This window comes from Ottowia sp. VDI28, assembly GCF_049532675.1.
Taxonomy (GTDB): domain Bacteria; phylum Pseudomonadota; class Gammaproteobacteria; order Burkholderiales; family Burkholderiaceae_C; genus Ottowia.
In genome coordinates, this window is record NZ_CP149820.1 from 3,334,633 (window position 1) to 3,358,731 (window position 24,099).

The 24,099-nt window shown below is 60.9% G+C and carries 22 protein-coding genes and 3 pseudogenes; 10 read left to right on the forward strand and 15 right to left on the reverse strand.

The genetic code is table 11. The features are described from left to right. Nucleotides 1–8: 8 nt before the first annotated feature. From WJU18_RS15815 to WJU18_RS15830, 4 genes and pseudogenes are all read right to left on the reverse strand, one after another. The gene (locus WJU18_RS15815; protein WP_423453753.1) at nt 9–872 is read right to left on the reverse strand and encodes a TonB-dependent siderophore receptor; all 864 of its coding nucleotides are present in this window, start codon (nt 870–872) and stop codon (nt 9–11) included. A 901-nt stretch (nt 873–1,773) separates the two neighbouring features. Then, nucleotides 1,774–2,556 (reverse strand): annotated as a pseudogene (locus tag WJU18_RS15820) (TonB-dependent receptor plug domain-containing protein); the annotation flags it as partial. 92 nt (nt 2,557–2,648) lie between these two features. Then, nucleotides 2,649–3,674 (reverse strand): FecR domain-containing protein, encoded by a 1,026-nt coding sequence (locus tag WJU18_RS15825; protein WP_423453755.1) that lies wholly within the window; start codon nt 3,672–3,674, stop codon nt 2,649–2,651. A gap of 4 nt (nt 3,675–3,678) precedes the next feature. After that, nucleotides 3,679–4,191: a sigma-70 family RNA polymerase sigma factor gene (locus tag WJU18_RS15830; protein WP_423453757.1), complete on the reverse strand. Its 513-nt coding sequence runs from the start codon at nt 4,189–4,191 to the stop codon at nt 3,679–3,681. Between the two features lie 286 nt (nt 4,192–4,477). Between WJU18_RS15830 and WJU18_RS15835 the strand changes: the two genes are divergently transcribed. From WJU18_RS15835 to WJU18_RS15855, 5 genes are all read left to right on the forward strand, one after another. Further along, nucleotides 4,478–4,741: a helix-turn-helix domain-containing protein gene (locus WJU18_RS15835; protein ID WP_423453759.1), complete on the forward strand. Its 264-nt coding sequence runs from the start codon at nt 4,478–4,480 to the stop codon at nt 4,739–4,741. Then, the gene (locus WJU18_RS15840; RefSeq protein ID WP_423453761.1) at nt 4,738–6,087 is read left to right on the forward strand and encodes a type II toxin-antitoxin system HipA family toxin; all 1,350 of its coding nucleotides are present in this window, start codon (nt 4,738–4,740) and stop codon (nt 6,085–6,087) included. Before WJU18_RS15835 ends, WJU18_RS15840 begins: the two co-directional genes overlap by 4 nt. A 205-nt stretch (nt 6,088–6,292) precedes the next feature. Further along, on the forward strand, nt 6,293–7,216 hold the full coding sequence (locus WJU18_RS15845) for a restriction endonuclease (protein WP_423453763.1): 924 nt from the start codon (nt 6,293–6,295) through the stop codon (nt 7,214–7,216). Between the two features lie 27 nt (nt 7,217–7,243). Then, on the forward strand, nt 7,244–8,851 hold the full coding sequence (locus WJU18_RS15850) for a restriction endonuclease (protein WP_423453765.1): 1,608 nt from the start codon (nt 7,244–7,246) through the stop codon (nt 8,849–8,851). 62 nt (nt 8,852–8,913) lie between these two features. Next, nucleotides 8,914–9,624 (forward strand): hypothetical protein, encoded by a 711-nt coding sequence (locus WJU18_RS15855; protein WP_423453767.1) that lies wholly within the window; start codon nt 8,914–8,916, stop codon nt 9,622–9,624. Nucleotides 9,625–9,823: 199 nt separating this feature from the next. On the opposite strand, the pseudogene WJU18_RS15860 reads toward WJU18_RS15855, so the two are convergent. The 3 genes and pseudogenes from WJU18_RS15860 to guaB all read right to left on the reverse strand — a co-directional run. Then, a pseudogene (locus tag WJU18_RS15860) lies at nt 9,824–10,548 on the reverse strand (tyrosine-type recombinase/integrase); the annotation flags it as partial. Nucleotides 10,549–10,849: 301 nt separating this feature from the next. Beyond that, the gene (gene guaA / locus WJU18_RS15865; protein WP_423453769.1) at nt 10,850–12,466 is read right to left on the reverse strand and encodes a glutamine-hydrolyzing GMP synthase; all 1,617 of its coding nucleotides are present in this window, start codon (nt 12,464–12,466) and stop codon (nt 10,850–10,852) included. A gap of 25 nt (nt 12,467–12,491) precedes the next feature. After that, on the reverse strand, nt 12,492–13,961 hold the full coding sequence (guaB, locus tag WJU18_RS15870; RefSeq protein ID WP_423453771.1) for an IMP dehydrogenase: 1,470 nt from the start codon (nt 13,959–13,961) through the stop codon (nt 12,492–12,494). A gap of 84 nt (nt 13,962–14,045) precedes the next feature. Here guaB and WJU18_RS15875 point away from each other — a divergent pair, with 84 nt between their 5' ends. Continuing rightward, on the forward strand, nt 14,046–14,564 hold the full coding sequence (locus WJU18_RS15875; protein ID WP_423453773.1) for a DUF4124 domain-containing protein: 519 nt from the start codon (nt 14,046–14,048) through the stop codon (nt 14,562–14,564). Between the two features lie 33 nt (nt 14,565–14,597). Here the strand turns inward: WJU18_RS15875 and WJU18_RS15880 are convergent, their stop codons facing one another. Together WJU18_RS15880 and WJU18_RS15885 are read right to left on the reverse strand one after the other, a co-directional pair. After that, complete coding sequence (locus tag WJU18_RS15880; RefSeq protein WP_423453775.1) at nt 14,598–14,942, reverse strand: RnfH family protein; 345 nt, start codon at nt 14,940–14,942, stop codon at nt 14,598–14,600. Between the two features lie 8 nt (nt 14,943–14,950). Continuing rightward, the gene (locus WJU18_RS15885; protein ID WP_423461016.1) at nt 14,951–15,403 is read right to left on the reverse strand and encodes a type II toxin-antitoxin system RatA family toxin; all 453 of its coding nucleotides are present in this window, start codon (nt 15,401–15,403) and stop codon (nt 14,951–14,953) included. A 133-nt stretch (nt 15,404–15,536) separates the two neighbouring features. Between WJU18_RS15885 and smpB the strand changes: the two genes are divergently transcribed. Further along, on the forward strand, nt 15,537–16,016 hold the full coding sequence (gene smpB / locus WJU18_RS15890; protein ID WP_423453776.1) for an SsrA-binding protein SmpB: 480 nt from the start codon (nt 15,537–15,539) through the stop codon (nt 16,014–16,016). Between the two features lie 107 nt (nt 16,017–16,123). Beyond that, nucleotides 16,124–17,092, forward strand: a complete 969-nt coding sequence (locus WJU18_RS15895; protein ID WP_423453778.1) for a hypothetical protein — start codon at nt 16,124–16,126, stop codon at nt 17,090–17,092. On the opposite strand, the gene WJU18_RS15900 is transcribed toward WJU18_RS15895, so the two are convergent. The 3 genes and pseudogenes from WJU18_RS15900 to WJU18_RS15910 all read right to left on the reverse strand — a co-directional run bounded on the left by WJU18_RS15900 (nt 17,082) and on the right by WJU18_RS15910 (nt 19,805). Next, entirely contained in the window at nt 17,082–18,083 is a 1,002-nt protein-coding gene (locus WJU18_RS15900; protein ID WP_423453780.1) for a sterol desaturase family protein, read from the reverse strand. The genes WJU18_RS15895 and WJU18_RS15900 overlap by 11 nt on opposite strands. A gap of 27 nt (nt 18,084–18,110) precedes the next feature. Beyond that, nucleotides 18,111–18,925, reverse strand: a pseudogene (locus tag WJU18_RS15905) (polysaccharide deacetylase family protein). Next, the gene (locus WJU18_RS15910; protein ID WP_423461017.1) at nt 18,909–19,805 is read right to left on the reverse strand and encodes a YncE family protein; all 897 of its coding nucleotides are present in this window, start codon (nt 19,803–19,805) and stop codon (nt 18,909–18,911) included. Before WJU18_RS15910 ends, WJU18_RS15905 begins: the two are co-directional and overlap by 17 nt. A gap of 362 nt (nt 19,806–20,167) precedes the next feature. Here WJU18_RS15910 and WJU18_RS15915 point away from each other — a divergent pair, with 362 nt between their 5' ends. Beyond that, complete coding sequence (locus WJU18_RS15915) at nt 20,168–20,977, forward strand: alpha/beta fold hydrolase (RefSeq protein ID WP_423453781.1); 810 nt, start codon at nt 20,168–20,170, stop codon at nt 20,975–20,977. A gap of 11 nt (nt 20,978–20,988) precedes the next feature. On the opposite strand, the gene WJU18_RS15920 is transcribed toward WJU18_RS15915, so the two are convergent. Genes WJU18_RS15920 through WJU18_RS15930 form a run of 3 tightly spaced genes read right to left on the reverse strand, consistent with a single transcriptional unit; the run spans nt 20,989 to nt 22,539 of the window. After that, complete coding sequence (locus WJU18_RS15920) at nt 20,989–21,717, reverse strand: pseudouridine synthase (protein ID WP_423453783.1); 729 nt, start codon at nt 21,715–21,717, stop codon at nt 20,989–20,991. Between the two features lie 19 nt (nt 21,718–21,736). Continuing rightward, complete coding sequence (gene orn / locus WJU18_RS15925; protein ID WP_423453785.1) at nt 21,737–22,336, reverse strand: oligoribonuclease; 600 nt, start codon at nt 22,334–22,336, stop codon at nt 21,737–21,739. A 59-nt stretch (nt 22,337–22,395) separates the two neighbouring features. Then, the gene (locus WJU18_RS15930; protein WP_423461018.1) at nt 22,396–22,539 is read right to left on the reverse strand and encodes a DUF333 domain-containing protein; all 144 of its coding nucleotides are present in this window, start codon (nt 22,537–22,539) and stop codon (nt 22,396–22,398) included. Between the two features lie 239 nt (nt 22,540–22,778). Between WJU18_RS15930 and WJU18_RS15935 the strand changes: the two genes are divergently transcribed. Continuing rightward, entirely contained in the window at nt 22,779–24,095 is a 1,317-nt protein-coding gene (locus WJU18_RS15935; protein ID WP_423453786.1) for a M48 family metallopeptidase, read from the forward strand. Nucleotides 24,096–24,099: the final 4 nt, after the last annotated feature.

Here is a 24,099-nt window from a genome sequence, read left to right on the forward strand (position 1 = left end):
GCTGAGCTTTAGAACTGGTAACGTGCCGACAGCATCACATTGCGCGGCTCACCATAGACGTTGCTGGGGAAACCAGTGCTGCCGGATAACGCGTTGTAGTACTTCTTGTCGAATACGTTGTTGATGTTGAGCCGTACGTCCAGATTTTTGGTGGCCTGCCAGCCGATCACCAAGTCGGCCACGGTGTAAGCGCTTTGCGTGATGTTGAAGGGGACGCCGCTCGTGGTGCCCTTGTTGTAGATGGCGCCTTGGCGATAGACTGAACCACCGATGCGCCAGCCCTGGAGGGCGCCGGGCAGCCGGTACATGGTCGACAGCTTGAACAAGTGCCGTGGCGTGTCGGTATCAAAGAGCTCGCCCACATTGCTGGCAGTCGCATCCTTGCGGAAGCGCGCGATGGCCACCGTGTAGCCCGCGCCTATTTGCCAATTGGGCGTAATGGCACCTTGCACCTCAAGCTCCACGCCTTTGCTGCGAACCTCGCCCGCAGCGGAATAGCAGGTGACGGCCGGGTAGTTCGCGCACTGGGTCTGGTCGGTGCTGCGGAAGGCACGGTTTTTCTGGTCCATGAGGAACACAGCCGCGGAGGCATTCAGCGCGCCATTGAAGTATTCGCCCTTGATGCCGATTTCGTAGTTCTGGCCGATCACGGGAGCCAACAACTTGCTGTCGGCATCCAGGTAGTTCTGGGGCTTGAAGGTATCGGTATAGCTTGCGTAGATGGCATGCTGATCGTTCAGGTCATAGACCAGGCCGGCGTACTTCGTCAGGTGGCTGTTGACTTTGTAGCTGTTGTGGGCGCTGACGGAGGGGGTGTTGGAGGTGAAGTTCGGGTAGGTGTTGACGGTGTCGTCGTAGTCGTACCAGTCCACCCTCCCCCAATATCAGCTTCAGCCTGTCGGCCACATTCAGGCGCGTGGTGGCATACACGCTTTGCTGGCTGATCTTCGCATTCATCCAGTCGCGCAAAGGGATGTTGGGATTGGCGACCGCGCTGGGGTCGAAGTTGTACAGGTCAAGGCTGCTGTTGAGTTCCAAGCCCTGGCGGCTGTCGCCGTCGAAATCGATGTTGCGGTAGCTGGCGCCCAGCACCAGCTCATGCTTGCGGCCCAACAGCTCGAAGGGGCCGTTGGCATACAGATTGACGCTGCTTTGCTTTTCCTGGTGGGCATTGCGCGCAGCTAGTTGCCTGTAGTTACCGGTGGTGGCGCTGTAATTGAGGTAATGGCCCTGCATGTCGACCTCGGCCTGGGCGTAATAGGCCGAAAGGTGCATACGCCAGCCGTTGTCGAATCGGTGGTCCAGCCCCAGGAACGCGGAGTTGGTGGTCTTGTTCCAATGCTCCCAGTCATTGGCGTAAGACGTGGACCGGGGCAATCCCAGATCGCTGCCGTCGGCGGCCACGGGAAGACCCGTGAAGCCGTTGCCGTGCAGCCGGCTCTCCTGGTGCAACGCGCTGAACGTGAGCGTGGTGGAGGCACCCAGATCCTTCTCCAGGATGCCGTAGAGCGTCTGGCCGTCGCTGCTTTCGCCGCGTTTGTAGCTTCCATAGTCCTGCGTGGCGATCACCGCGCGGCCGCGCAGACTGCCGTCTTCCGACAATGGGCCAGAGGCGTCCAGCTCTGCCCTGTAGCGGTCCCAATTGCCAGCGCTCAGGCCAACGGACACTTGCGGCACCTTGGTCGGCCGCTTGCGCACCAGGTTGATCGCGGCTGACGGGTTGCCCGCGCCCTGTGCCAGGCCGGTGGCCCCACGCACAATCTCCACGCGGTCGTAGATGGCCATATCGGTGGCCAGCAGATCCTGTGACAGGTTGGAGCTGTCCAGGCTCACGGGCAGGCCGTCGTACATGATGTTGTCCACGTACATGCCGCGCGAATAGAAGGAAGCGCGCTCCGGCCCGAAACGCCGAAAGGTCAGGCCGGGGGCGGTTTGTACGACATCGTTGACGGTTGCCAGGCCTTGGTCCTGGATGCGCTCACTGGTGATGACGGTGACGGCCTGTGGCGTCTCGCGCATGGACAGGTTGAGCCGGGTGGCTGTGCTCATGCTGCCCGTGGTGTATGAATGCGTGCCCTCGGTGGTGCTGTCGGCAGCCGTCTTTCCGGTCACGGTCACCACAGGCAGCGTGCCGGCCGCGGTCGCTTCGGCGGCCGAGGCTGGCGGCAAAGCTGCGGGTGTGTTGTCAGCCCGCAATACGAAGGCACCGTTGTCCAGTTGTACGGCATGAAGGCCGGTCCCGGCCAGCAGCAAGCCCAAGGCGCCAACGACGGGGTGCCGGCCATTCACGCCGGCCGTGCGCTTGCCTTCGCTCTGCTCCGCCGTGAAGCTCAACATGATGTTGGCCGTGCTTGCCAATTGGCGTAAGGCCGGTGCCAACGGCCCGGAGGGAATGTGAAACTCGGCAACGGTCGTGCTGGAAGCCTGCTCAGTACCCTGTGCCCTCGCGGGGGACGGCGCGCCTGCTGTCAAGCCCAGGGCCAGCGCCAGGACGGCCAGTGCGACGGGAGATGGTTGTGGCCCTGCCGATGGGCGGAAGCGTTGCAAATTCGACATGTCGTTCCTCGTGATTGGATCGCCGGAAATTCCGGCCCTTCATGAGGTAGGTGCCGCGAGATCGCTGATCAGGCAGTCAACGAGCAAAAAATTCAGCGCGCCTGATCCGCAGGTACCACTGTCGCCCAGAAACGAGTACGCCACTGCACGCGTACCGGCAGCACGCTGGGCAGTGTGGCCAGGATGCGGTCGGTGTCCGCCAGGGGGAAGACGCCTGACAGGCGCAAACCCGCGATCTGCGGATCGGCGCGCAGCATGCCCGGGCGGTACCGACCCAACTCGGCCAGGAATTCGTCGAGGCGCTGCTCGTCAGCTAGAAGTTGCCCCCGGGTCCACGCGTCCGTCTGTTCATCGATCGCGCGGGGTGTCTCGATCGTCTCCGGGTTGAACTGCGTCTGCTCGCCAGCGTGGAGCACGCGTGTAGAACCCAATGCGCTCCGGGAAGAGATCTCCACGGCACTCTCCAGAACCGCCACGCTGGTGCGCCCGGAGCGCTGCCGTACGGTGAAGCGGGTGCCCAGCGAGCGGATGCTGCCTTCAGCGGTCTCCACCAGCAGCGGCCGAGGATCGGCGGCCAAACCCGGCGCATGGCGAGTGGCCACCATGATTTCGCCTTCCACTAGCAGGATGCGACGCTCGCTCGCATCGAATCGCAGATTCACTGCGCTGCCCGTGTTGAGCATGATCTGTGTGCCGTCTTCGAGTGCGAAGCTGCGCTGTTCACCGGTCGCGCTCCGGCAGTCCGCCATCCTGGCTTGCCAGGGGCCGGTACGAGAAGCGAGAAGCCCAGCTCCGGTAGCCAGTCCAGCCCACACGAGCACCTGCGTCGTCCTTCGGCGAGCTGCGGACGGCGGCCGGCCGCTCGCGCCATAAGACGACAGTGCTGTGTAAGCCGGACCGGGCCCGAATGATTTCATCCGCCCCACGATGGACTCGATGTGCTGCCAAGCTGCTTCATGGTCGGCATGCGCCTGGCGCCACTGGCTCCATTGTCTTTGCTGCTCCTCCACAGCTTCGCCGGACATCAACAGGGTAAGCCAATCTGCGGCCGCATCCGCAGTGGCCCGGCTGATTACCCGGCCGCTGGGCAAAGTCAACGTGTCGCTGCAGGTGGCCATGGCATCAGAGTGTCATTGCGAACAGGCATTCGCGGTTGGCCCTGGACAGATATTGCTTGACCGAGCTGGCCGAGACCTTCAACCGCTCGGCGATCTCCGCGTAGCTTAGTTCGGCCAGGTGTGCCAACAGAAAAGCCTCCCGTACCTTGGGAGGCAAGCCATCAAGCACCCTGTCGATCTCTCGCAAGCTTTGGACCGCTATAAGCTGCGTCTCCGGCGAAGGAGCCCCTTCTTCGGGCAGGCACGCGATGGCTTCGAAATAGGCGTTTTCGAGCAATTGCCGGCGATGCCGGTGCGCAAGCAGCCGATTGGCAATGGTTGCCAGGAATGGCCGGGGCTCGCGGATCTCGCCGGTTGCGGTTTGACGGTCCAGCAGGCTTAGAAAAGTGTCCTGCGTGACCTCGGCTGCCGTGAATGTGTCGCCGATGCGCCTGCGCAGCCAGCCCTGAAGCCACGTGCTGTGCTCCACATACAGGCCGGCCAAATCATCAGCCAGTGGTAGATCCGGAGCGGGCATCAGAACGGAAATGGAATGAGTGTTAAATGAGAATTAATCTCATTTTAGATGTTCAAACACGAATCCACAAGGAACTGGGCTAAAGCCACAAAAATGCCCGCGGGGACGCGGGCTTAGGTGAGCTTACGCAGGTCAACCGTCGCGCTATCTCAACTGCGGTATCGCAAATTTCCATCGCCGGGGCTGATGTCCATGCCCCTCTCACCTGAGTCAGCAGGTTTTTTAAAATATATCCCTTGGGCTACAATTTCAGCCAATAACCCTTTTTTTGAATCCCAAGGGATACATGACTACGCTACTCGACGTCGCCGAAATGCTGAAAGACGCCCGCAAGAAGGCAGGTCTCAGCCAAGGCGAACTCGCCCAGCGTGCGGGTGTCTCGCGCACGACCGTCGCCCGCATGGAGACCGTGGCCAAAGGGGACATGAGCGTGTCTGCCCTGGTTCGGCTGCTTGAAGCCGCAGGGTACGACCTGAAGGCTGTGAAGCTGGGCCATGTGCGCACGGTCGAGGACATCCTCGCCGAGCAGCGGCAGGATGACACGCCGTGAGGCTCGACGTCCAGGTCTGCGGCCGACTCGTCGCGCAGCTCTACCGCGAGCGCGATGAGTACGTGCTGAAGTACCTGCCAGGCACCGCCGAGGCGGACTTCGTCAGCTTGGCCATGCCCGTGCGCGAGGCGCCCTGGCGCTGGCCGCGCGACCTGCACCCGTTCTTTCGCCAGAACCTGCCCGAGGGCTATCTGCTGAGCATCATCCGCGAGGAGTTCGGCCCCCAGCTCGATGGCACTGACCTGTCGCTCTTGGCCGTGGTCGGCGGCAGCGGGATCGGCCGTGTCACGATCACGCCCGAGGGCGTCACGCCTGGCCAGGATCTGGCGCCGCTGGACATCGCGCAACTGCTCAAGGGAGAAAACTCCACCGAGCACTTCGCTGGCCTGGTGCGCCGCTACGCCCGTGCGTCGATCTCCGGCATGGTGCCCAAGTTTCTCGCGCCCGAGGCCACTGATGGCGCGCAGCGCGAGTCGATCGGCAAGCCCACGCTGCGCACCAGCCGGCACATCGTCAAGGGCTCGGACGAGAACACACCTTACCTGGGCTTCAACGAGTTCTACAGCATGCGTGTGCTGGAACGGCTGAACGTGGCGCCGGTTGCCAGAACGCAGATGTCCGACGATGGTCGCGTCCTGATCGTCGAGCGCTTCGACGTCGATGCCAGCGGCGTGCCCACCCACGGGCTCGAGGATGCCTGCAGCCTGTTGGGCCTGCCGCCTCATGAGAAGTACGCCACAACCACGGAGAAGGTTCTGAATGCCACGCGCGCCTATCTTCCACCGGCGCGCGTGCGAGCGCAACTTGAACACCTGGGCTGGCACTTGCTGACGAACTACGTGGTGCGCAACGCCGACTGCCACGCGAAGAACATTTCTCTGTACTACACCTCGCTCACCGATGTCGGCTACACGCCGGTCTATGACATCGTGACCACGCAGGCCTACCCGCGCTATGCCGCAAATCCACCGGGGCTTTCGATCGACGGCCGCCAGACCTGGGCCGCCGGGAAGGCGCTCGAGCGATTCTTCAACACGCGCCTTGGCATCGCGCCACGCCGTTATGCCGAGATGGTCGAGCAACTGTGTGAATCGGCGGTGGAGGTCGGCAGGGAAGTGATCGTCGCAGGCAAGAACGAGCCACGCTGGCGCGAGACAGCCAAGCAGATGGTGCACGCCTGGAACGATGGGATGTCATCGCTGCGCAGTTCCAAGAAGGCAGCCCCGTTCAAGGGGCTCAACCAAGCAATCGCCGAGGCAGGCTTCTCGGCCCCCGAGACGGCCAAGCCGCAGCGGGAGGTCATTGGACGTTCCGAACTGCTGGCCCCGCGCGGACGCAAGCGATAACCAGCCAAGGCTCTCAAGCATCGCCGTGTGCGGTTCGACGACCTTATGACATTCAAAGCCCAGCGCGACAAGACACGCAAGCAGATCACAAAGAGATTGACAACGCATTAAATAAAGGCACTACCGTCGTCACCAGCAAACACTTTGAAAAAGTGTTGCAGAATGTTAGCTCATCTGTAGATCGGCGATTTCAAAAAGGAAATTGATGACGAGACGGCGTAGATCCAGCGCGGCCGAGGACCTCATGGACTTGGTAGCCTTGCTGCCCTGGTGGGCAGGTGTGGGGTTGGCCCTGATCAGCTACTGGCTGCTGCATGCCGTTGCCACGCGTCCTCTGCCTGCTGTGCAGTCCGCTCAGCAAATCGGCCAGATGGCTACGACGGCGATTTGGCAAGGCCTCGCCATGGGAGGCCAGTACCTATTGCCGATGATCTGCCTCTTCGGGGCCGTGATATCAGCGGTACGTCGCCGACAGCGGCGCGCCCTGTTCGATAGCACCTCGGCGAGCAGCAGCGCCGATGCACTGCACGGCATGTCCTGGCAGCAGTTCGAACTGCTGGTTGGTGAAGGATTCCGGCGCCGGGGCTATGTGGTCAAAGAGGTTGGCGGTGGCGGCGCCGATGGCGGAGTGGACTTGGTGCTCACCAAGGCTGGTGAGAAGACTTTCGTGCAGTGCAAGCAGTGGAAGGCCTTCAAGGTGGGCGTCTCCACCGTGCGGGAACTGTATGGCGTGATGGCTGCGCATGGTGCTGCGGGCGGCTTCGTCGTGACCTCCGGGCGCTTTACGCAAGAGGCTTCGGCATTCGCCGACGGCCGCAACATCCAGCTGATCGATGGCTCTGCCCTCATGAATCTGCTGCGCGAAGCGCGAAACAAGGATGGGGACCGCCCATCGGCTTCCAATTTGAGAGTCCCGCAAGCCGTGATGCCGCTCGACAGGCATACACAGACAACGGGGATGACCAAAGTCATGGAGCTGGCAGCGTCTGCGGAACCGCCCTGCCCTCGATGCGGGAAGCCGATGGTGCGGCGCGTGGCGAAGCGAGGAGCCGCAGCCGGCAAAGTCTTCTGGGGATGTTCAGCGTTTTCTGAAGGATGCCGAGGCACGCGTGAGACCCAGAGCGTTTGATGGCGATACCGAGAAGAAGGAGAAGAGATGGGGCGAAGAAGCGGATTTGAGGGATTCCTGCGTGCCACGGCGCGGGCAGTGGCAGCCGCGGAGCGTGAGCGCCAACGAGGCATCCGCGCGCAGTTGACCCAGGCACGGCAAATCGAACGCCACCAGCGCATGGCGCTGGCGCAGCAAAGCCGCGACGAGCGTGCCGCGCAAAAACTCGCCAAGGCGCAATATCTGGCTGATCGGCAGGGCGAAGTGGATGATTTGAATGCAGAACTGCAGGATCGGCTCGAAGAACTGCAAGGCATCCTGGCGCATACGTTGTCAGTGGATGACCGGATCGACTTTGATGCACTTCGGCCAGCGGCGGATTTCGAAGCGTTCAAGCCGCCACCGGAACTCGCACCGGGCAGCGCCCCACGCGCGCCACAAGTGCCCTCACCCTCTGGCCTGCGTAAATTGATTCCCGGCGCCGCGAAGAAGCATGCGGCTGCACTGGCCAAGGCGGCCAGCGACCATCGGTCGGAAGTCTCGCGCTACAACCAAGCCGAGGCCACCAAGCGCGAGCAGTTTGCCAAGCTCAAGGCGGACTACGACCAGCGCAAGAATCAGTTTGAGATGGAGAACAAGCGCCGCAACGCAGAGGTTGATGAGTTCCAGACGGCTTACCGCGTGAAGGAGCCGGATGCTGTAGTGGCCTACAACGAAATGGTGCTGGCCCGGTCGGAGTACCCCACGGAAGGGTTTCCGCAGAAATTTCGCATTGCCTACAGCCCTGATTCGTCGGAACTGATCGTGGAATACGACCTGCCGGAAGTGCAGGCAATCCCGAAGGACGCAGAGTACCGTTACGTCAAGACCAAGGATGCCATCGAGTCCAAGGCCAGGAAGCCTGCGGAGATCAAGCAGCTCTACCAGGACATCGTCGCCTCGATCACGCTGCGCACCTTGCACGAACTGTTCGAGGCCGATCAGGCTGATGCGCTCGCGCTGGTGACGTTCAATGGCATGGTGGACACCCACGATCCGGCCAGTGGGCGCGAAGTGCGCGTACCGGTCGTGTCGGTGCGAGCGCCGAAGATGGAATTCTTGGGTTTGCGACTGGACAAGGTCGACAAGGTGGCCTGCCTGCGAAATCTCGGCGCCCAGGTATCCAACCGCCCGGACGAGTTGCAAGCGGTCAAGCCAATCATCGGATTCGACATGGTCGACAAGCGCTTCATCGAGCAAGGGGATGCCTTGTCAGGGCTCGAAACGCGCCCGAATCTGATGGACCTGACGCCGGCAGACTTCGAGGTACTCGTCTCCAATCTCTTCAGCAAGATGGGGCTTGATACCAAGCTCACGCGTAGTTCACGGGATGGCGGCGTGGATGCTGTTGCCTTCGACACCCGCCCAGTGCTCGGCGGTAAGGTAGTGATCCAAGCCAAGCGCTATCGCGACACGGTGGGAGTGAGTGCCGTGCGGGATCTGTACGGAACCATGCTCAATGAAGGGGCCAACAAGGGCATCCTGGTCTGCACCAGCGGCTATGGCCCCGATGCGTACAACTTTTCCAAAGACAAGCCCATTGAACTGATTGATGGCGGCGGGCTGCTGTATCTCTTGCGTGAGCATGCGGGGACTAACGCGCGGATCGCTATTTGACTGTTCAAACAGGTCAGAGAGACGAAGGCCATACAAGCGGATAGTGGAGGCAGGAAATGGTTATGGAGGCGGACATCGCTGCGGCAACGCATATTCGTTTGCCAACAAGATTTGCGTATCAGAACCGAAACGGCGTGGTAGACGCTTCATGCATTGCGCAGGCGAGTAAGGTTCATGATGCCACAATCACGTCGTATCGAACTCGTGGCCCCAATTTCAAGCGGCTCAAAGCGACCACAACCGACGGTGTGACTTATGTTGTGGACTTAGTCAGCAACAGTTTCGACTTCACAGATCTGGCTCCAACAGGCGTGATACGTGGAACAGGTAGCGCAGTCGTCGAAGGTGTATTGGAGGTAGAAAACGCCCGCTTCAGCGAAATCGAGGCACGCATAGAGGAAGGCAATCGCCTCAAGACAGAAGCCCACGCCTCGTGGCGGAATGGAATCAACTACGTCTCAGAGCTCGAAGCTGTCGAGGGCCAGCCCACGATACGCCGGGCGAATACGTCGATGACGAAGGCCACGTACATAGTGCTTCTCAGGACAGTAGCACTGGAAGGCCCACCCCGTGTTCACGGTGTAGCCCTCGATGCCATAGTCCCCTGGAGAGGCATGCATCTGCTGATAGCACTCAGCCTGGTATTTGCGCTTGAAGACCTGTTGGCAGAGTCCCTCCCAGGTGGAGCCGTTGAATGGCCCGAACTTGGTGGTAAACATCAGACATTCCCCGAGAGTCCAACCATGTGGGGTGATGCACACCCTGTCAGGTAGATCGAATGCGCACGGTCCCTTCCATTTAGTTCTCTCTCTGCAATTTCCATCGGACGAATTTTCTCAGCCATGCGGCCATGCCCCCCAAGAAGACGGCTCTGAGCTTGACGTTGCTCGAGCTTGAATTTACTGTTATTTTATTGTTCGATACATTTTGTAATTTGTAAATAAATTATGTAAATACATTACAAGTGGCCTAGATCAGTTCGCTCTTGCGCACCAGGGTCAGCAGGATCATGCGCAGCGCCAGCCGGATGGATAGGTCGCCACCGATTCCATCTGCCACGCCATCAGCCGGATCTCCAGCGGCGACAGGGCACGATCCTTCGGAACGAAGGTCGCAATCGACGCGGCGCCCACGTCCTCAGCGGGGTTGTCCACCTTCTCGCCGTGCAGGATGGCGAAGGCATAGGCCTGCTTCACGATGTCGCGGACATGCACCGCCGTGGCAGGCGCACCGCGCGCCTTCACCTTGTTGCACAAGGCCCGCAGGTCATCGGCGGCAATCTCGTTGAGCAGGCGGTTCTGGAAGGCCAGTAGGATGTCGCGATCGACCACGTGCTTGCGCATCGCACGCGTGCTGTCAGCCATCCGGGCGTCCGCCAGCCATTTGACGGCGACCTTGCCAAAGTTCTTGGCCGCGGTCAGCCGGCGCTTCTCGCGCTGCTTTTCCAGTGCTGGGGAACGGCCCATAGCGACGACCTTCTTGGCGTCGAGCAGCTTTTCGCGGGCCAGCGCCAGCGAGATGCCGCCAGGGCCATAGCGGCCGATGGTCAAGGTCTCGCGGCGCCCGTGGAGACGGTAATCGTAGCGGAAGGTGACGGTACCGGCGGTCGATACCGTCACGTACATCCCATCCCGGTCAGAAGTCTTATAAGTCAACGACTTAGGCTTCAAATTGAGCAGTGCTGTGTCGGTAAGCATCGAGGTTTTTCTCCTGTTTCGTGACGGCTTTTACCGTCAGGGGTCAGAAGACCTGCTGATGCTCGGAAAGCCGCATGAAACAAGCTTTCCAGGGGAGTGTTTTACCGTCAAAGACCGGTTTGGTCTCAATAGTAAACGGGAGGGTCTTAATCAGACCTCCGGTTCTTACCGTCAGCTCTACCGTCAACCCGTTGTGCTGGCCGGCGATAGCCACCGATAGCTGCCGTGACGTATTTCCTTTTAAATCAACACGTTACGGCATTTTTTCGATAGCTGGCGATAGTCCCCGAAGGATCCGATTTCACTCCCACTCGATCGTCGCGGGCGGTTTGCTGCTGACGTCGTAGGTGACTCGGTTGATACCACGCACCTCGTTGATGATGCGGCTGCTGACCTTTTTGAGCAGGCTGTAAGGAAGCTCTGCCCAATCGGCGGTCATGAAGTCGCTGGTCTGCACTGCACGCAGGGCCACGACGTAGTCGTAGGTGCGGCCATCGCCCATGACGCCCACGCTCTTGACCGGCAGGAAGACGGTGAAGGCCTGGCTGGTGAGGTCATACCAGCTGCGGCCGCTGTTCTTGTCGATGCTGGAGCGGAGTTCTTCGATGAAGATCGCGTCGGCCTGGCGGAGCAGATCGGCATATTCCTTCTTGACTTCGCCAAGAATGCGCACGCCAAGGCCGGGGCCCGGGAATGGGTGGCGGTAGACCATGTCGTGCGGCAGGCCGAGGGCCACGCCCAGCTCACGCACTTCATCCTTGAAGAGGTCGCGCAGAGGCTCCAGCAGTTTCAGGCCGAGCTGCTCTGGCAGGCCACCCACGTTGTGGTGGCTCTTGATGGTGACGGCCTTCTTGCTTTTGGCGCCACCGGATTCGATGACGTCGGGGTAGATGGTGCCCTGTGCAAGGAAGGTGGCGCCCTTGTGGCCCTGGCCGCTGGCTTTGAGTTTTTCAGCCTCGGCCTTGAAGACGTCGACGAACAGGCGGCCGATGATCTTGCGTTTTTGCTCTGGATCCGTCTCGCCCGCCAGTTCGCCCAGGAAGAGCTCGCTGGCGTCCACGCGGACTACCTTGGCGTGCAGTTTGCCGGCGAACATGTCCATGACCGCGTCGCCTTCGTTAAGGCGCAGCAAGCCGTGATCCACGAACACGCAGGTCAACTGGTCGCCAATGGCGCGATGGATCAGGGCTGCTGCAACGGAGGAATCGACCCCGCCGGAAAGGCCAAGGATCACTTCCTCGTTGCCGACCTGCTGGCGGATGGATTCGACGGCTTCGGCGATGTGATCGCGCATGACCCAATCAGGCCGCGCCGCGCAGATATCCAGCACGAAACGGTCCAGCAGCGCCTTGCCCTGCACAGTATGGGTGACTTCGGGGTGGAACTGCACGCCGTAGAAGCGCCGCTCCTCGTCCGCCATGCCGGCGATGGGGCATGAATCAGTGCTGGCCATGAGTTTGAAGCCAGCCGGCAACTCGGTGACCTTATCGCCGTGGCTCATCCACACCTTGAGCATGCCGTGGCCTTCGGGGGTGTGGAAGTCCTCGATGCCTTTGAGCAGCGCCGTGTGGCCGCGTGCGCGCACCTCTGCATAGCCGAATTCGCGCTTGTGACCGCCTTCGACCTTGCCGCCCAACTGCTGCGCCATGGTCTGCATGCCGTAGCAGATGCCCAGCACCGGTACGCCCAGGGCGAACACGGCATCGGGAGCGCGGTCGTCGACCTCGTACACGCTGGCATGGCTGCCTGAGAGGATGACGCCTTTCAGGTTGCCATCGGCCGCATAAGCGCGCACCCAGTCGTCGTTGACGTCGCAGGGGTGCACCTCGCAGTACACGTGGGCCTCGCGCACACGGCGGGCAATGAGCTGGGTGACCTGGGAACCGAAGTCCAGGATCAGGATTTTTTCGTGTTGCATGGGTGCCGCTGCTTGAGTCTGCCGTTCAGTCTGCCCGGTAGTTCGGTGCTTCTTTCGTGATCTGCACGTCGTGCACGTGCGATTCCCGAATGCCCGCTGCCGTGATCTGCACGAACTCTGCCTTGGTACGCATGTCTTCGATCGTGGCGCAGCCGCAGTAACCCATGCTGGCGCGCAGGCCGCCAGCCATCTGGAACATGATGGCGACGACGCTGCCCTTGTAGGGCACGCGGCCTTCGATGCCTTCCGGCACCAGCTTGTCAGCGTTAGGATTGCCTGAGCTGCTTTCCTGGAAATAACGGTCGGCACTGCCCTGCTGCATGGCGCCGATGCTGCCCATGCCGCGATAGCTCTTGTAGCTGCGACCTTGGAAAAGCACGATCTCGCCGGGCGCTTCTTCCGTGCCGGCGAACATGCCGCCCATCATCACGGTGCTGGCGCCAGCGGCGATGGCCTTGGCGATATCGCCGGAATAACGCACGCCGCCATCGGCGATGAGCGGCACGCCGGTGCCCTCAAGCGCCGTGGACACGTTGTCGATGGCGGTAATCTGGGGGACCCCCACGCCGGCCACGATGCGGGTGGTGCAAATGCTGCCAGGGCCGATGCCGACCTTGACGCCGTCGGCGCCAGCCTCGACCAATGCGCGAGCGGCGGCGCCGGTGGCGATGTTGCCGCCGATGACCTGCACATCGGGGTAGTTCTTCTTGACCCAGCGGACACGCTCGATCACGCCCTGGCTGTGGCCGTGGGCGGTATCGACCACCAAGGCGTCCACCCCGGCCTTGACCAGGGCGTCCACGCGTTCTTCAGTGCCCTCGCCCACACCCACGGCGGCGCCGACCCGCAAACGGCCATTGGCATCGCGCGCGGCATTGGGGAAGGTGGTTTGCTTGGTGATGTCCTTGACGGTGATCAGGCCCTTGAGGCGGTCCTGGCTGTCAATCATGAGCAGGCGTTCGAGCTTGTGCTTGTTGAGCAGGCGCTTGGCTTCCTCGTGGCTCGTGCCTTCCTGGACCGTGATGAGGCGCTCGCGCGGGGTCATGATGTCGCGCACGGGGACGTCGTAGCGGGTTTCGAAGCGCAGATCGCGCCCCGTCACGATGCCAACCACGCGGCCTTGGTCGATGACCGGGAAGCCGCTGATGTCCAGCTCATCAGAGAGCTGCATAACCTGCAGCACCGTGTGCTCGGGCGTGATGACGACCGGATCCCGCAGCACGCCGCTTTCGTAGCGCTTCACTTTCGAGACCTGTACGGCTTGTTCCTGGGCCGTGAGGTTCTTGTGAACGATACCGATACCGCCCTCTTGCGCGATGGCGATGGCCAGGCGCGCCTCGGTGACGGTATCCATGGCAGCGGACACCAGAGGCAAGTTCAGGCGGATGTTGCGAGTGAACTGGGCGGAGAGATTGACGTCCTTGGGCAGGACTTGGGAGAACGCAGGGACGAGCAGAACGTCGTCGAAGGTCAGCGCATTACCGAGCAGGCGCATGTGAAAGCTCCAAAAAAGAATTGTACCCGCGTGCAACGGGATGCGCTTGAGCGGCGCTACACTGCCCCCACAAATGAATGCCCAATGAACACTCTTCGCTTTTTCATCGCCTGCGCCGCGCTTGCAGTCTGCGGGGTCGCATCTGCTCAGTACCAATGGGTGGACAAGGATGGCCGCAAGATCTATAGCGACCGCCCTCCTCCGGCCGATGTCCCGCAGAAGAACATCCTGAAGCAGCCGCGTGGCGCCAGTGTGACGGCGCGCCGGGCCGCAGCGGCGGCGTCTGTGCCCGGCGCTCAGGAGGCGTCTTCCGCGCCAGCAGCGGCCAGGGCCGCTTCCGCCACAGGAACCGACAAAACCTTGGAAGAAAAGAAGAAGCAGGCTGAAGCCGCTGAAGCGGCGAAAAAGAAAGAAGAAGAGCAGAAGATCGCGGCTCAGCGCGCCGAGAGTTGCAAACGCGCTCAAGCCGCTAAAGTGGGCTTGGATTCCGGCATTCGCATGGCGCGGATGAACGACAGGGGCGAGAGAGAGATCCTGGATGACGCGGCCCGTGCCGCCGAGCTGGAACGCACGCAGGCCATTATCCAGTCTGATTGCAAGTAAAAAAACGACGCTCCGCCCAGCGCCTGGCGCGGTTCAATACCCTTGCTTCGCGCCTGATCTGCGCTGCGCAAACAACCCGGCGGAGCGCGCCCCCTGCTTGTTGAAGCGCTCGCGCCGTGCCACCTTGGGGTCCACGACCAGAGCTCGCCAGATCTCCACCCTGTCTTGATCGCGCAACGCTTGGTCCAGCGGCACCTTGCGGCCCCAGATGCCGATGCTGCCGGCCTCAAGCGGGAAGCCAGGAAACCGCTCAGGCAGGCCGCTGGCCTTCAAGGCGTCGTGAACCGTGCTGCCGGAGGGGACTTCCAGGGCTACTGCGCACACCTGCCGGGGTGCTGGCGCATACACCACCGTGACTGAAAGCGGACCCGCTTTCACTTCCGCTCTCACTTCGAGGCCTGCCCGTATACCTGGTCGGCGCGCTGCACAAAGGCATCGACCATGCTGGAGGCGATTTTGTCGAACACTGGGCCGACCAATTTAGCCAGCAGGCTGTTGGAAAAGCCGTATTTCATCGAGAGTTCGATCTTGCAGGCACGCTGGCTTCCATCGCCCACGGGGCTGAAATGCCAGACGCCCTCCAGGTTGGAAAATGGCCCTTTCACCAGCTGCATACGGACTTCCCGCCCGGCCACATGCTCGTTGCGGGTGGTGAAGCTTTGCTTGATGCCCTTGAAGGCGATGCCGATTTCGGCTTCCATGCCGGCGTCATCTTGCGCCAGCACTTTCGTGTGGTCGCACCAGGGAAGGAACTCGGGATAACGTGCCACATCGGTCACCAAGGCGAACATTTCCTCGGGGGTGTACCAGATGAGCACTGATTTGCTGACGGTTTTCATAGAATGCACGTTTCGCCTCCAATTCTAAGAGGCACCACCACCGGGCGGATAGGAACGTGTTCACGATCCTATTTTTCCGGCTGAATGCTCATATCCCTTGCGACGGATGGGCATCGCCCTCATCTGTTTGCCCATGGCCACCAAATCTTCCGCATCCAAGTCTCCCGTCATCGCCGATAACAAGAAGGCCTCGTTCAATTATTCCTTCGAAGAGCGCTTCGAGGCCGGAATGGTTCTTGAAGGCTGGGAAGTCAAGGCCTTGCGCGCCGGCAAGGTGCAATTGACGGATGGCTACGTCGTGATCCGCGATGGTGAGTTGTTCGTCATCGGGTGCCAGATCAACCCGCTGGGCACAGCTTCAACCCACGTTCGCCCGGACGCTGTACGCACGAAGAAACTGCTCCTGAAGAAGGACGAAATTCGGCGCCTGATTGGCAAGGTGGAGCAAAAAGGCTACACCCTGGTGCCGCTCAACCTGCACTGGAAAAACGGACGTGTGAAGTGCGAGATTGCCCTTGCCAAAGGCAAGGCCGAGCACGACAAGCGTGACACCATCAAGGAACGCGAAGGCAAGCGGGAAGTGGAGCGCGCCATGAAGAGCATGCACCGATAGCAGCCGGCTTCCTTGGAGCGTGTTCACGATGGAACTTGTAATTCTAAAGTGTTACGAACGATATTCCTCACGAAAGATGAGCCTTTTTCAGGCTCAAGGAGTATCGAATGCCCGGCCCCGCTACCGCCCCCTCCCCGATCAATTCGTCTCGACCTCTTGATCCAGGGATCGATCGAGCTCAGCTCACCGCGGAAGCAGAGCAGGAATGCAACGACGAACTGGCACGCCTATTCGATAGCGTTGCACCGTGGTTTTGCGAGACAAAACGCGAGACGGCGAATGCCTTGATGCAAGAGCTGCATGCCAGGAGCGGTTCGATCTCGAATTTCGATTTGATCGAGAAGTTCTACGCCTTGAAAAATCTGGCGGGGGCGGATTACCAGGGGCGTTTTCAGCGCTCGAATATTCATGACCGCTTTGCCTATTCCATTGCACTGGATGACGCGGAAAGTAAGATTTTCCACTTTGAGGTTGAGCTCAAATCAACCCCGCCAATAAGCTCCAGCTCCCTGAAGATGTACCTTGCTGCCGGCTCGGTGGTAGCAGGCCTTGGCGCGGTATCCTATTTCCGGCCAGACTTGAGCGTAGCGGGCATTGGTCTTTTATCCAGAGCGGCATCTGCCGCCCTGAAAGACGCCTATGGAAGCGCGCTTGAGTGGAAAGATTTTGCACTGAGCATCAGTTACCCCCAAAAGGCGGCAAGCGTACTGAATCTCGCGGCGGCTAGATTGTCAAATGGAGCGGAATCATTGAAAGCCGGCGCCAACTGTATTCAGGATTCAGCTTGCGCCTATAACGTGGCAGCCAATGGCTGCACTTATGCCAAAAACAAGGCCATCGAAGTGTTCTGGGGGCAAATGACTTTCAAGGTGGTCGGCGTGGTCTGGGGAAAGCTCAGTTCATTGCTATTGCCGCCTCCATCAGCCCCCGCCGCAGCCGCGGCTCAACCAGCGCCACAAAGCACGGCCCTGTGGCTGGTCAATATGCTTGGGTTTACCTACACCTATTCCGGGGTGTTCTATGTCTATGAGTTCTTCAAGGAAGCGCTCAGTGAGCCGGCGCCGGTTACTGGTTAGACCGCACTTGACCAACTCTCCGGGATAGGCCCGCATCGCGCTTGAACAAGCGTGCGATGCCCAGGCCTTGCTGAGCCCAGAACCCCCGCCCATAGTCCCGGCCTGATTGGACCTGGTCGTCTATTCCTGTGGCTTTGTAGCCGCCCTGCCAGTCGGCGCTTCGAAAAAGGATGTCCCAGACGGAAAACAGGATGCCGAAATTGGCGCCATAAGGGTGGGCTTGGGTATGGCCGGGCTCGTGTCCTAGTGCGACCTCATGGTGACGGCGATGAAAGCGTGGACTGACCGCCATCCGCTCCGCCCAGCGGGGCCATGGCCAGCGCAGATTGGCGTGTTGCAGGCTTTCGAACAACTGCGAAAGCGCCACCAAGGCGACGAACTGGGACGGCCCTACCCCAATGAGCAGCGCCGCGGCTACGAAAACCAGGTCCACCAGCACTGAATCGAGCAGATGATTGCGGTTGTCTGTCCACATGGTCATCTGGCGCTGGCTGTGGTGCACAGCATGCAACTGCCACCACCAGTGAAAGCGATGCTGGAAGCGGTGTACCCAGTAGCCCAGCGCATCAAAGACCACAAGGTAAAGCAGAAAGCTCACCCACGCCACATCCGATACACCGGGCCAGATCTGATCAATCTGCAGCGTTGGCAGGCCGTGCGCACGCAAAACGCCAAATAGCTGGAGCGCCCATTCCTCGAATGTGAAGAACATCATCAGCTTGAAAATACCCAAGCGATGCAGCAGGGTGTACAGCACATCCACTCGGATCGCGTGGCGGTCTGTGACTTTTTCGACGGGCCAAAGGCGCTGCGCCGTGCCGAAAACCAGGACCATGACGGCGATCTGCAGCAGGCCCACCACGAGCCAGCCGGTAGCCGCATACCCATCTTCCAGCAGATTGCCTGCTCCCAGGGCAAATGCAACCGGCTGAATGAAACTCTCAAACAGCCATTGCTGCACGGCGGCAAAGATGCTGGAAAACCAATTCATAAGGGTCTGTTTGCTCAGATCACGCTCTTAGCCGCCGTGGGCGGTGATCCAGGCCTTGAAATCCGGGTGCTCCCGCAGGGTAGCGAAACAAAAGCCCTTCTGTTTCAGGCCCACGATCAAGGGTTCCAGCACCGCCGGTGCCCAGGGGTCTTGGCGCGACCAGATCCCCAAGTGCGCCAGCAAGATATCACCCGGCCGTATATCTGCGAGTGCCTTCTTCAAGAGTGCTGCATTTGGATAGGCGCCGCTTGGCAACTCATCGCCCAGAAACCCGGCAGGCGACCAGCCTACGTATTTGTAGCCGCAGCTTTCGGCAGCGGCCAGCAGCGCGGGTGAGGTCTTGCCACCGGGCGCGCGAAAGAGCGGGAGCGTTTTCTTGCCGGTGACGGAGGTCAGGCGTGCCGCGGCACGCGTGATGCTCTCGCAATACTGGGCGGTACTCCATTGAAGACGGCGGCCGGCGTCCTCGCCGGCGGAGGGTTTGATCTGGAACTTCGGGGGCTGGCCCGGCAAGTCACGCTGCCAGTAGTCGTGGCCCCAGGTATGCGATGCAAATTCATGCCCTTCCGCCGCACGGGCCTTCCACCAGGGCGCCCAATGCTCGCCCAGGCTGCCATCGCCCTCCTTGGTGCGCTCGTTGGCAGCAAAGAAAGTGACTTTGACGTTCTGCCGCTTGAGCACGTCGGCAATCAGGGGGCAACCCCCATGTGGCCGGTATCAAAAGTGAGGTAAACGGGTTTGCAGCCGGCTTCGGCGGGCTGTGCGGCGGTGCTGGAGAGAGCGCCGCACGCTGCCGCGCAGGCCACGGCTATGGTGATGAATCTTCTACTGGCGCGCCACATGGTCCAATGTCCAGACGCCATGGGGTGACTTGCCGACGTTCACCTGGCGCAGTATTTTTTGCGAAGCGATGTCGATCACGGTGAGCTTTCTGGCCCAGCGCGAGCCGACCATGATGAGCTTGCCATCGGCCGAGATATCCATGCAATCGGGGCCGGAGGGCGCGGGGAACGTGGCATCGACCGCCAGTGTCCGGTAGTTGATGCGGCTGATGGTATTGGCCACACGGTTGCTCACGTAAACGTGCTGGCCATCGCCGGCTGACCGGAAGGCATGAGCGCCCTTGCCTGTGAGGATCTTGCTCAGCAGCACGGGCTCCTTGCCGCCCGCCACGTCGTAGACCTCAACCCCGTCGCCGCCTGTCAGGCCCAGCAGCAGGGTTTTGTCGTCTGGCGTCACAAAGACGTCGGCCGGCATAGCGCCCGTCTTGACACGGTATTTCAATGTTTGCGTCGCCAGATCGATCACGACCAGCTCATCGCTGTCCTGCATGCTTGACCAGATGGTGGTGCTTTTGCTGTCGATCCAGAGGTGGCTGGGCGTGCGGCCGGTGGCAATGCGCTTGACCAGCGTGGGGGTGGTGCCGTCCCAGCTGTAGATGTCGATGTGGTTGAGCCGGTTGGCGGCGGTCACGAACCACTTCATATCAGGCGAGAAGCGCAGATGGTAGGGATCGAGGATCCCACGCAATGTGCGTTGCTCTTCGGCTGTCCGTGGATCGATGAAAGTCAGCGAATCAGCCCCAGCGTTGGCGACGATCACGGATTTCTCGTCGGGCGTGAGATACAGGTGATGTGGCTCCCTGCCAGTGGGAATGCGCTTGATTTCGAGCCAGGTAATGGGATCGATGATGCTGACATTGCCGTCGAGCGAGTTGAGCACGAAAACCGGGGCGCCTTTGCGGTTCGCGGTGACGGGCCCCGTGCTGGGAGCGCTTGGCCGTGCCTCGGGGGACGGCTCCACCGCCTGAGGGGAAATGGTTGCCACCTGATTGACCTTTGCCTCGGCTGGTGCGGCTGGTGCGCTGGCTGGGGGTAACACGGGTGACGCGGCGCGCGCTTGCTGGCCACGTGAATCGTCCAGGCAGGCCGCCAATGCGCAAGCCAGCAGGACGCAAGGCAAAAGACGGGAAATTGTGGTCACGGGAGGGGTTTTCGGGTGGGCATGGAAGTGTATGCCGCGTTGCTGACGTTTTGATTTTTGACGTTCTAATGCATGGCGACCCTTCCATTAACATTCGAGACATGAATCAGGTGGACATCGACGGCGTTTTTCTTGAGTTGGATCGCATTTCTGCGCCTCCTGGCGCCAGCGAAGACTTGGCCCCATTGGTTTTTCTGCACGAAGGTTTGGGCTCCGTCAGCATGTGGCGCGATTGGCCTGCGGCGCTTTGCGCGGTGACCGGCCGTACAGGATGGGTGTATTCAAGGCAGGGGTACGGAAAATCCAGCCCAGTGCAGGATGTGCGCGGAGAGCCGCGCCAGCACGCGAACGGCCAGCGCAGCGGCCGGCTGAAGCCCGACTACATGCATCGCGAAGCAATGGAAATTCTGCCCAAGCTGCTGGCCAAGCTGGGCATTGAGCGCCCAGTCCTGGTGGGGCACTCGGACGGCGCGACGATCGCCCTGCTCCATGCCACCCGGCATCCGGTGGCGGCTTGTGTGGTCATGGCGCCGCATGTGATCGTCGAGGATGTGAGCGTGAAGTCGATCGAAGAAGCGCGTACCGCCTACCAAACGACTCCGTTGCGCGAGCGCCTGGGCAAATACCACGACGATGTGGATGTGGCTTTCTGGCAGTGGAACGATATCTGGCTGTCCAAGGAATTCCGTGATTTCGATATCCGCGAGGAATGCCGGGCGATCAAGGCGCCGCTACTGGCCATCCAAGGGGTCGATGATGCCTACGGCACCATGGCCCAGATCGACGGGCTTGTGCATGCGGTACCTCATGCGCAGCGGCTGGAGCTGCCCCATTGCGGGCACTCACCTCATCGTGATCAACCCGAGGCGGTGAATGCGGCGATCAAGGATTTCCTGGCGGGAATGCCGTAGAAGCTGCGGGCTCAAGAGGCGAGCAGTGCCAGATCTGCCTCGCTGAGCCAGCGCCACTGCCCTGGCGCCATATCCGCCGGCAGCACCAATCCGCCGATCTGCGACCTGTGCAACCCCTCTACCCTGTTGCCCACGGCAGCCACCATGCGTTTGACCTGGTGGTATTTGCCTTCCGTGAGCGTCAACCGCAAGTGCGTAGGGGCCACGATTTCACATGCAGCGGCGCGCACGGGACGGGGGTCGTCGTCCAGCACCACGCCCGCGAGCAAACGGTCTCGCTGCTTGTCGTCCAGAGGATGCTTCGCGGTGACATCGTAGACCTTTGGAACATGCCGCTTGGGTGAATTCATGCGGTGGATGAAGGCGCCGTCGTCAGACAGCAGCAGCAGGCCCGTGGTGTCTTGATCCAACCGGCCGACAGCCTGCACACCCTGCACTTTTCCCGGCGTCGGGCGTTGGCGCAGCGCCGCCGGCAGAAGGCTGTAGACACTGGGCCATGCGCCCGGCCGGTGCGAGCACTCGGTGCCGATCGGCTTGTGCAGCATCAGGTAGGCCTTGGCATGGTAGACCCACGGCTGGTCTTGCACGCTGAACGGCAAGCCGGGCTCATCGGTATTGCATTCGGTAGCCGGATCAGTACATACCGTGCCCCGCACCGAGACCAGCCCACGCTCGATCAGGCCCGCGCAAAGACGCCGGGTACCGAACCCCTGGGAAAACAACAATTCATCAAGCCGCATGTCGACTATTCCCCTGGAATCAGCTTTCCATCCGGATGAAATGCGTGCGATAGTGCTCCAACTCATCGATGGATTCATGCACGTCGGCGAGCGCGGTATGCGCTTGCTGCTTCTTGAACGCATCGCATACTTCCGGCCGCCAGCGGCGCGCGAGCTCCTTCAGCGTGCTGACATCGATGTTGCGGTAGTGGAAGTACGCCTCCAGCCGCGGCATGTACTTGACCAGGAAGCGCCGGTCCTGGCTGATGGTGTTGCCGCACAGCGGCGAGGCGCCTTTGCCCACGTAGCGCGAGAGAAAGGCGATGATCTGTTTCTCGGCTTCTTCTTCGGTCAGCGTGGAAGCCTTCACTTTTTCAGTCAGGCCGCTGCGCCCATGAGTGCCCTTGTTCCAGGCGTCCATCTGGTTGAGCTGGGCATCGCTCTGGTGAATCACCAGCACGGGCCCTTCCACGCGGGGCGTGAGATTCGGGCCCGTGACCACCACGGCAATTTCAAGGATGCGCTCTTTTTCGGGATCGAGCCCGGTCATCTCGCAATCGAGCCACACGAGGTTCTGGTTGGACTTGGGAAGATCGGCGGCTATGGCGGGGATTGGCGCTGTATTTTCAAGGTCAGTCATGGCTGGCATTGTCTCCGAGCCGGGGATGACTTCCGAAAATGCATGCGATGTACGCGGCTTTACCGGGTAGGCGGGTTGTCTCGCTTGAAGAGCGCCCATTCTTCCATCTGCGTGCCGTCAGGAAGGTGGCACATGCCAAACTGATTGCCGTCCCTGTCTTTCTGGATGACGACTTTGCCCCCTTCTTGATACAGTAGGCAGATGCGGGGTTGGGCATTCCCACCGCTGGCGGTTGGCTTGGTTTTCGCGGTTCGTGATCATGCATGCTGGAGGCACACCCGGATAGGAACAGGCTGGAGGCAGCCAGAAGTAACGCCCAAGAAAGGCGTGTTGTTTGAAAAGTCATGGCCGTCATGGTTTTCTCAGTGTAAACACGTTCTAAGTGCCGTTCAGCAAAAATGCCCATACACTCATTTGCCGCAGAAGTTAATCGAGACCAGCCTTGACTGAAACCGCCTTTTTCCTGTCTCCAGCCGCGCTGACCAGCCTGGTGTTTGGCCTTGCCTTGCTCGCCAACGTAGGGGTGAAGCTGTGGCTGGCCACCCGGCAGATTCGCGCCGTGGCGCGAAACCGCGCCGCTGTGCCGGCAGAGTTCTCGCAGACCATTGCCCTGGATTCCCATCAGCGCGCCGCCGACTACACGGTGACGAAGCTGCGCTTTGGCTTGCTGGAGTTGGCGCTCAGCGCAGCGGTGCTGCTGGGCTGGACGCTGCTGGGCGGTCTGGATGCGCTGAATGCCGCCCTGCTCTCGGTTTTCGGGCCTGGCTACCCGCTTTTGCAGCCGCTGGCATTGCTGGCAGCCTTTGCCCTCATCAATGGGTTGATCGATTTGCCGCTCGCGCTGTACCAGACCTTCGTGATCGAAGAGCGCTTTGGTTTCAACAAGATGACGCTCAAGCTCTGGCTGGCGGATCTCGTGAAATCCACGGTGGTGGGTTGTGTGATCGGCCTGCCGCTGGCCGCCTTGGCGCTGTGGCTGATGCAAGCCACGGGCAGCCTCTGGTGGCTGTGGACATGGGGTGCCTGGATGGCTTTCAGCCTCCTGATGATGGTGATCTACCCCACGGTGATCGCCCCGCTGTTCAACAAATTCCAGCCGCTGCAGGATGAGTTGCTCCAGGAGCGTGTCACGCAGCTCATGGCTCGCTGCGGGTTCGCGGCCAAGGGGCTGTTCGTGATGGACGGAAGCCGCCGCAGCGCCCATGCCAATGCGTATTTCACCGGCTTCGGCGCCGCCAAGCGCGTGGTGTTCTTCGACACCCTGCTGGCGCAGCTCACACCGCCGGAAGTCGAAGCGGTTCTGGCGCATGAACTGGGCCATTTCAAGCACAAGCACATTCTCAAGCGCATTGTGGGCCTGTTCGCCTTCAGTCTGGCGGGCTTGGCCTTGTTGGGCTGGCTTTCGAACCAGCCATGGTTCTATGCCGGCCTGGGCGTCACACCGAACCTGCCGCCGCAGATGGGAGGCGTTGTTCCCAATCATGCGCTGGCGCTGTTGCTGTTTGCGCTGGTGGTGCCGGTGTTCACCTTCTTCCTTTCGCCCCTGATGGCCCAGCTTTCGCGCAAGCATGAGTTTGAAGCGGACGCCTACGCCGCCTCCCAAGCGAACGCGCAGGATCTTTCGAATGCGCTGGTCAAACTGTACAAGGACAACGCTTCCACCCTGACGCCCGATCCGCTTTACGTCCGCTTTTACTATTCACACCCGCCCGCTTCAGAGCGCATCGCGCGCATGGGCGGGAAAATAGTGCCCGCGTGAGCCC

What these genes read in the sequence shown, in the direction of transcription:
- WJU18_RS15825 (WP_423453755.1), bottom strand. Translation starts at nt 3,674, where the DNA reads ATGGCCACCTGCAGCGACACGTTGACTTTGCCCAGCGGCCGGGTAATC.
- WJU18_RS15830 (WP_423453757.1), bottom strand. Translation starts at nt 4,191, where the DNA reads ATGCCCGCTCCGGATCTACCACTGGCTGATGATTTGGCCGGCCTGTAT.
- WJU18_RS15835 (WP_423453759.1), top strand. Translation starts at nt 4,478, where the DNA reads ATGACTACGCTACTCGACGTCGCCGAAATGCTGAAAGACGCCCGCAAG.
- WJU18_RS15845 (WP_423453763.1), top strand. Translation starts at nt 6,293, where the DNA reads ATGACGAGACGGCGTAGATCCAGCGCGGCCGAGGACCTCATGGACTTG.
- WJU18_RS15850 (WP_423453765.1), top strand. Translation starts at nt 7,244, where the DNA reads ATGGGGCGAAGAAGCGGATTTGAGGGATTCCTGCGTGCCACGGCGCGG.
- WJU18_RS15855 (WP_423453767.1), top strand. Translation starts at nt 8,914, where the DNA reads ATGGAGGCGGACATCGCTGCGGCAACGCATATTCGTTTGCCAACAAGA.
- guaA (WP_423453769.1), bottom strand. Translation starts at nt 12,466, where the DNA reads ATGCAACACGAAAAAATCCTGATCCTGGACTTCGGTTCCCAGGTCACC.
- guaB (WP_423453771.1), bottom strand. Translation starts at nt 13,961, where the DNA reads ATGCGCCTGCTCGGTAATGCGCTGACCTTCGACGACGTTCTGCTCGTC.
- WJU18_RS15875 (WP_423453773.1), top strand. Translation starts at nt 14,046, where the DNA reads ATGAACACTCTTCGCTTTTTCATCGCCTGCGCCGCGCTTGCAGTCTGC.
- WJU18_RS15885 (WP_423461016.1), bottom strand. Translation starts at nt 15,403, where the DNA reads ATGAAAACCGTCAGCAAATCAGTGCTCATCTGGTACACCCCCGAGGAA.
- smpB (WP_423453776.1), top strand. Translation starts at nt 15,537, where the DNA reads ATGGCCACCAAATCTTCCGCATCCAAGTCTCCCGTCATCGCCGATAAC.
- WJU18_RS15895 (WP_423453778.1), top strand. Translation starts at nt 16,124, where the DNA reads ATGCCCGGCCCCGCTACCGCCCCCTCCCCGATCAATTCGTCTCGACCT.
- WJU18_RS15900 (WP_423453780.1), bottom strand. Translation starts at nt 18,083, where the DNA reads ATGAATTGGTTTTCCAGCATCTTTGCCGCCGTGCAGCAATGGCTGTTT.
- WJU18_RS15915 (WP_423453781.1), top strand. Translation starts at nt 20,168, where the DNA reads ATGAATCAGGTGGACATCGACGGCGTTTTTCTTGAGTTGGATCGCATT.
- WJU18_RS15920 (WP_423453783.1), bottom strand. Translation starts at nt 21,717, where the DNA reads ATGCGGCTTGATGAATTGTTGTTTTCCCAGGGGTTCGGTACCCGGCGT.
- orn (WP_423453785.1), bottom strand. Translation starts at nt 22,336, where the DNA reads ATGACTGACCTTGAAAATACAGCGCCAATCCCCGCCATAGCCGCCGAT.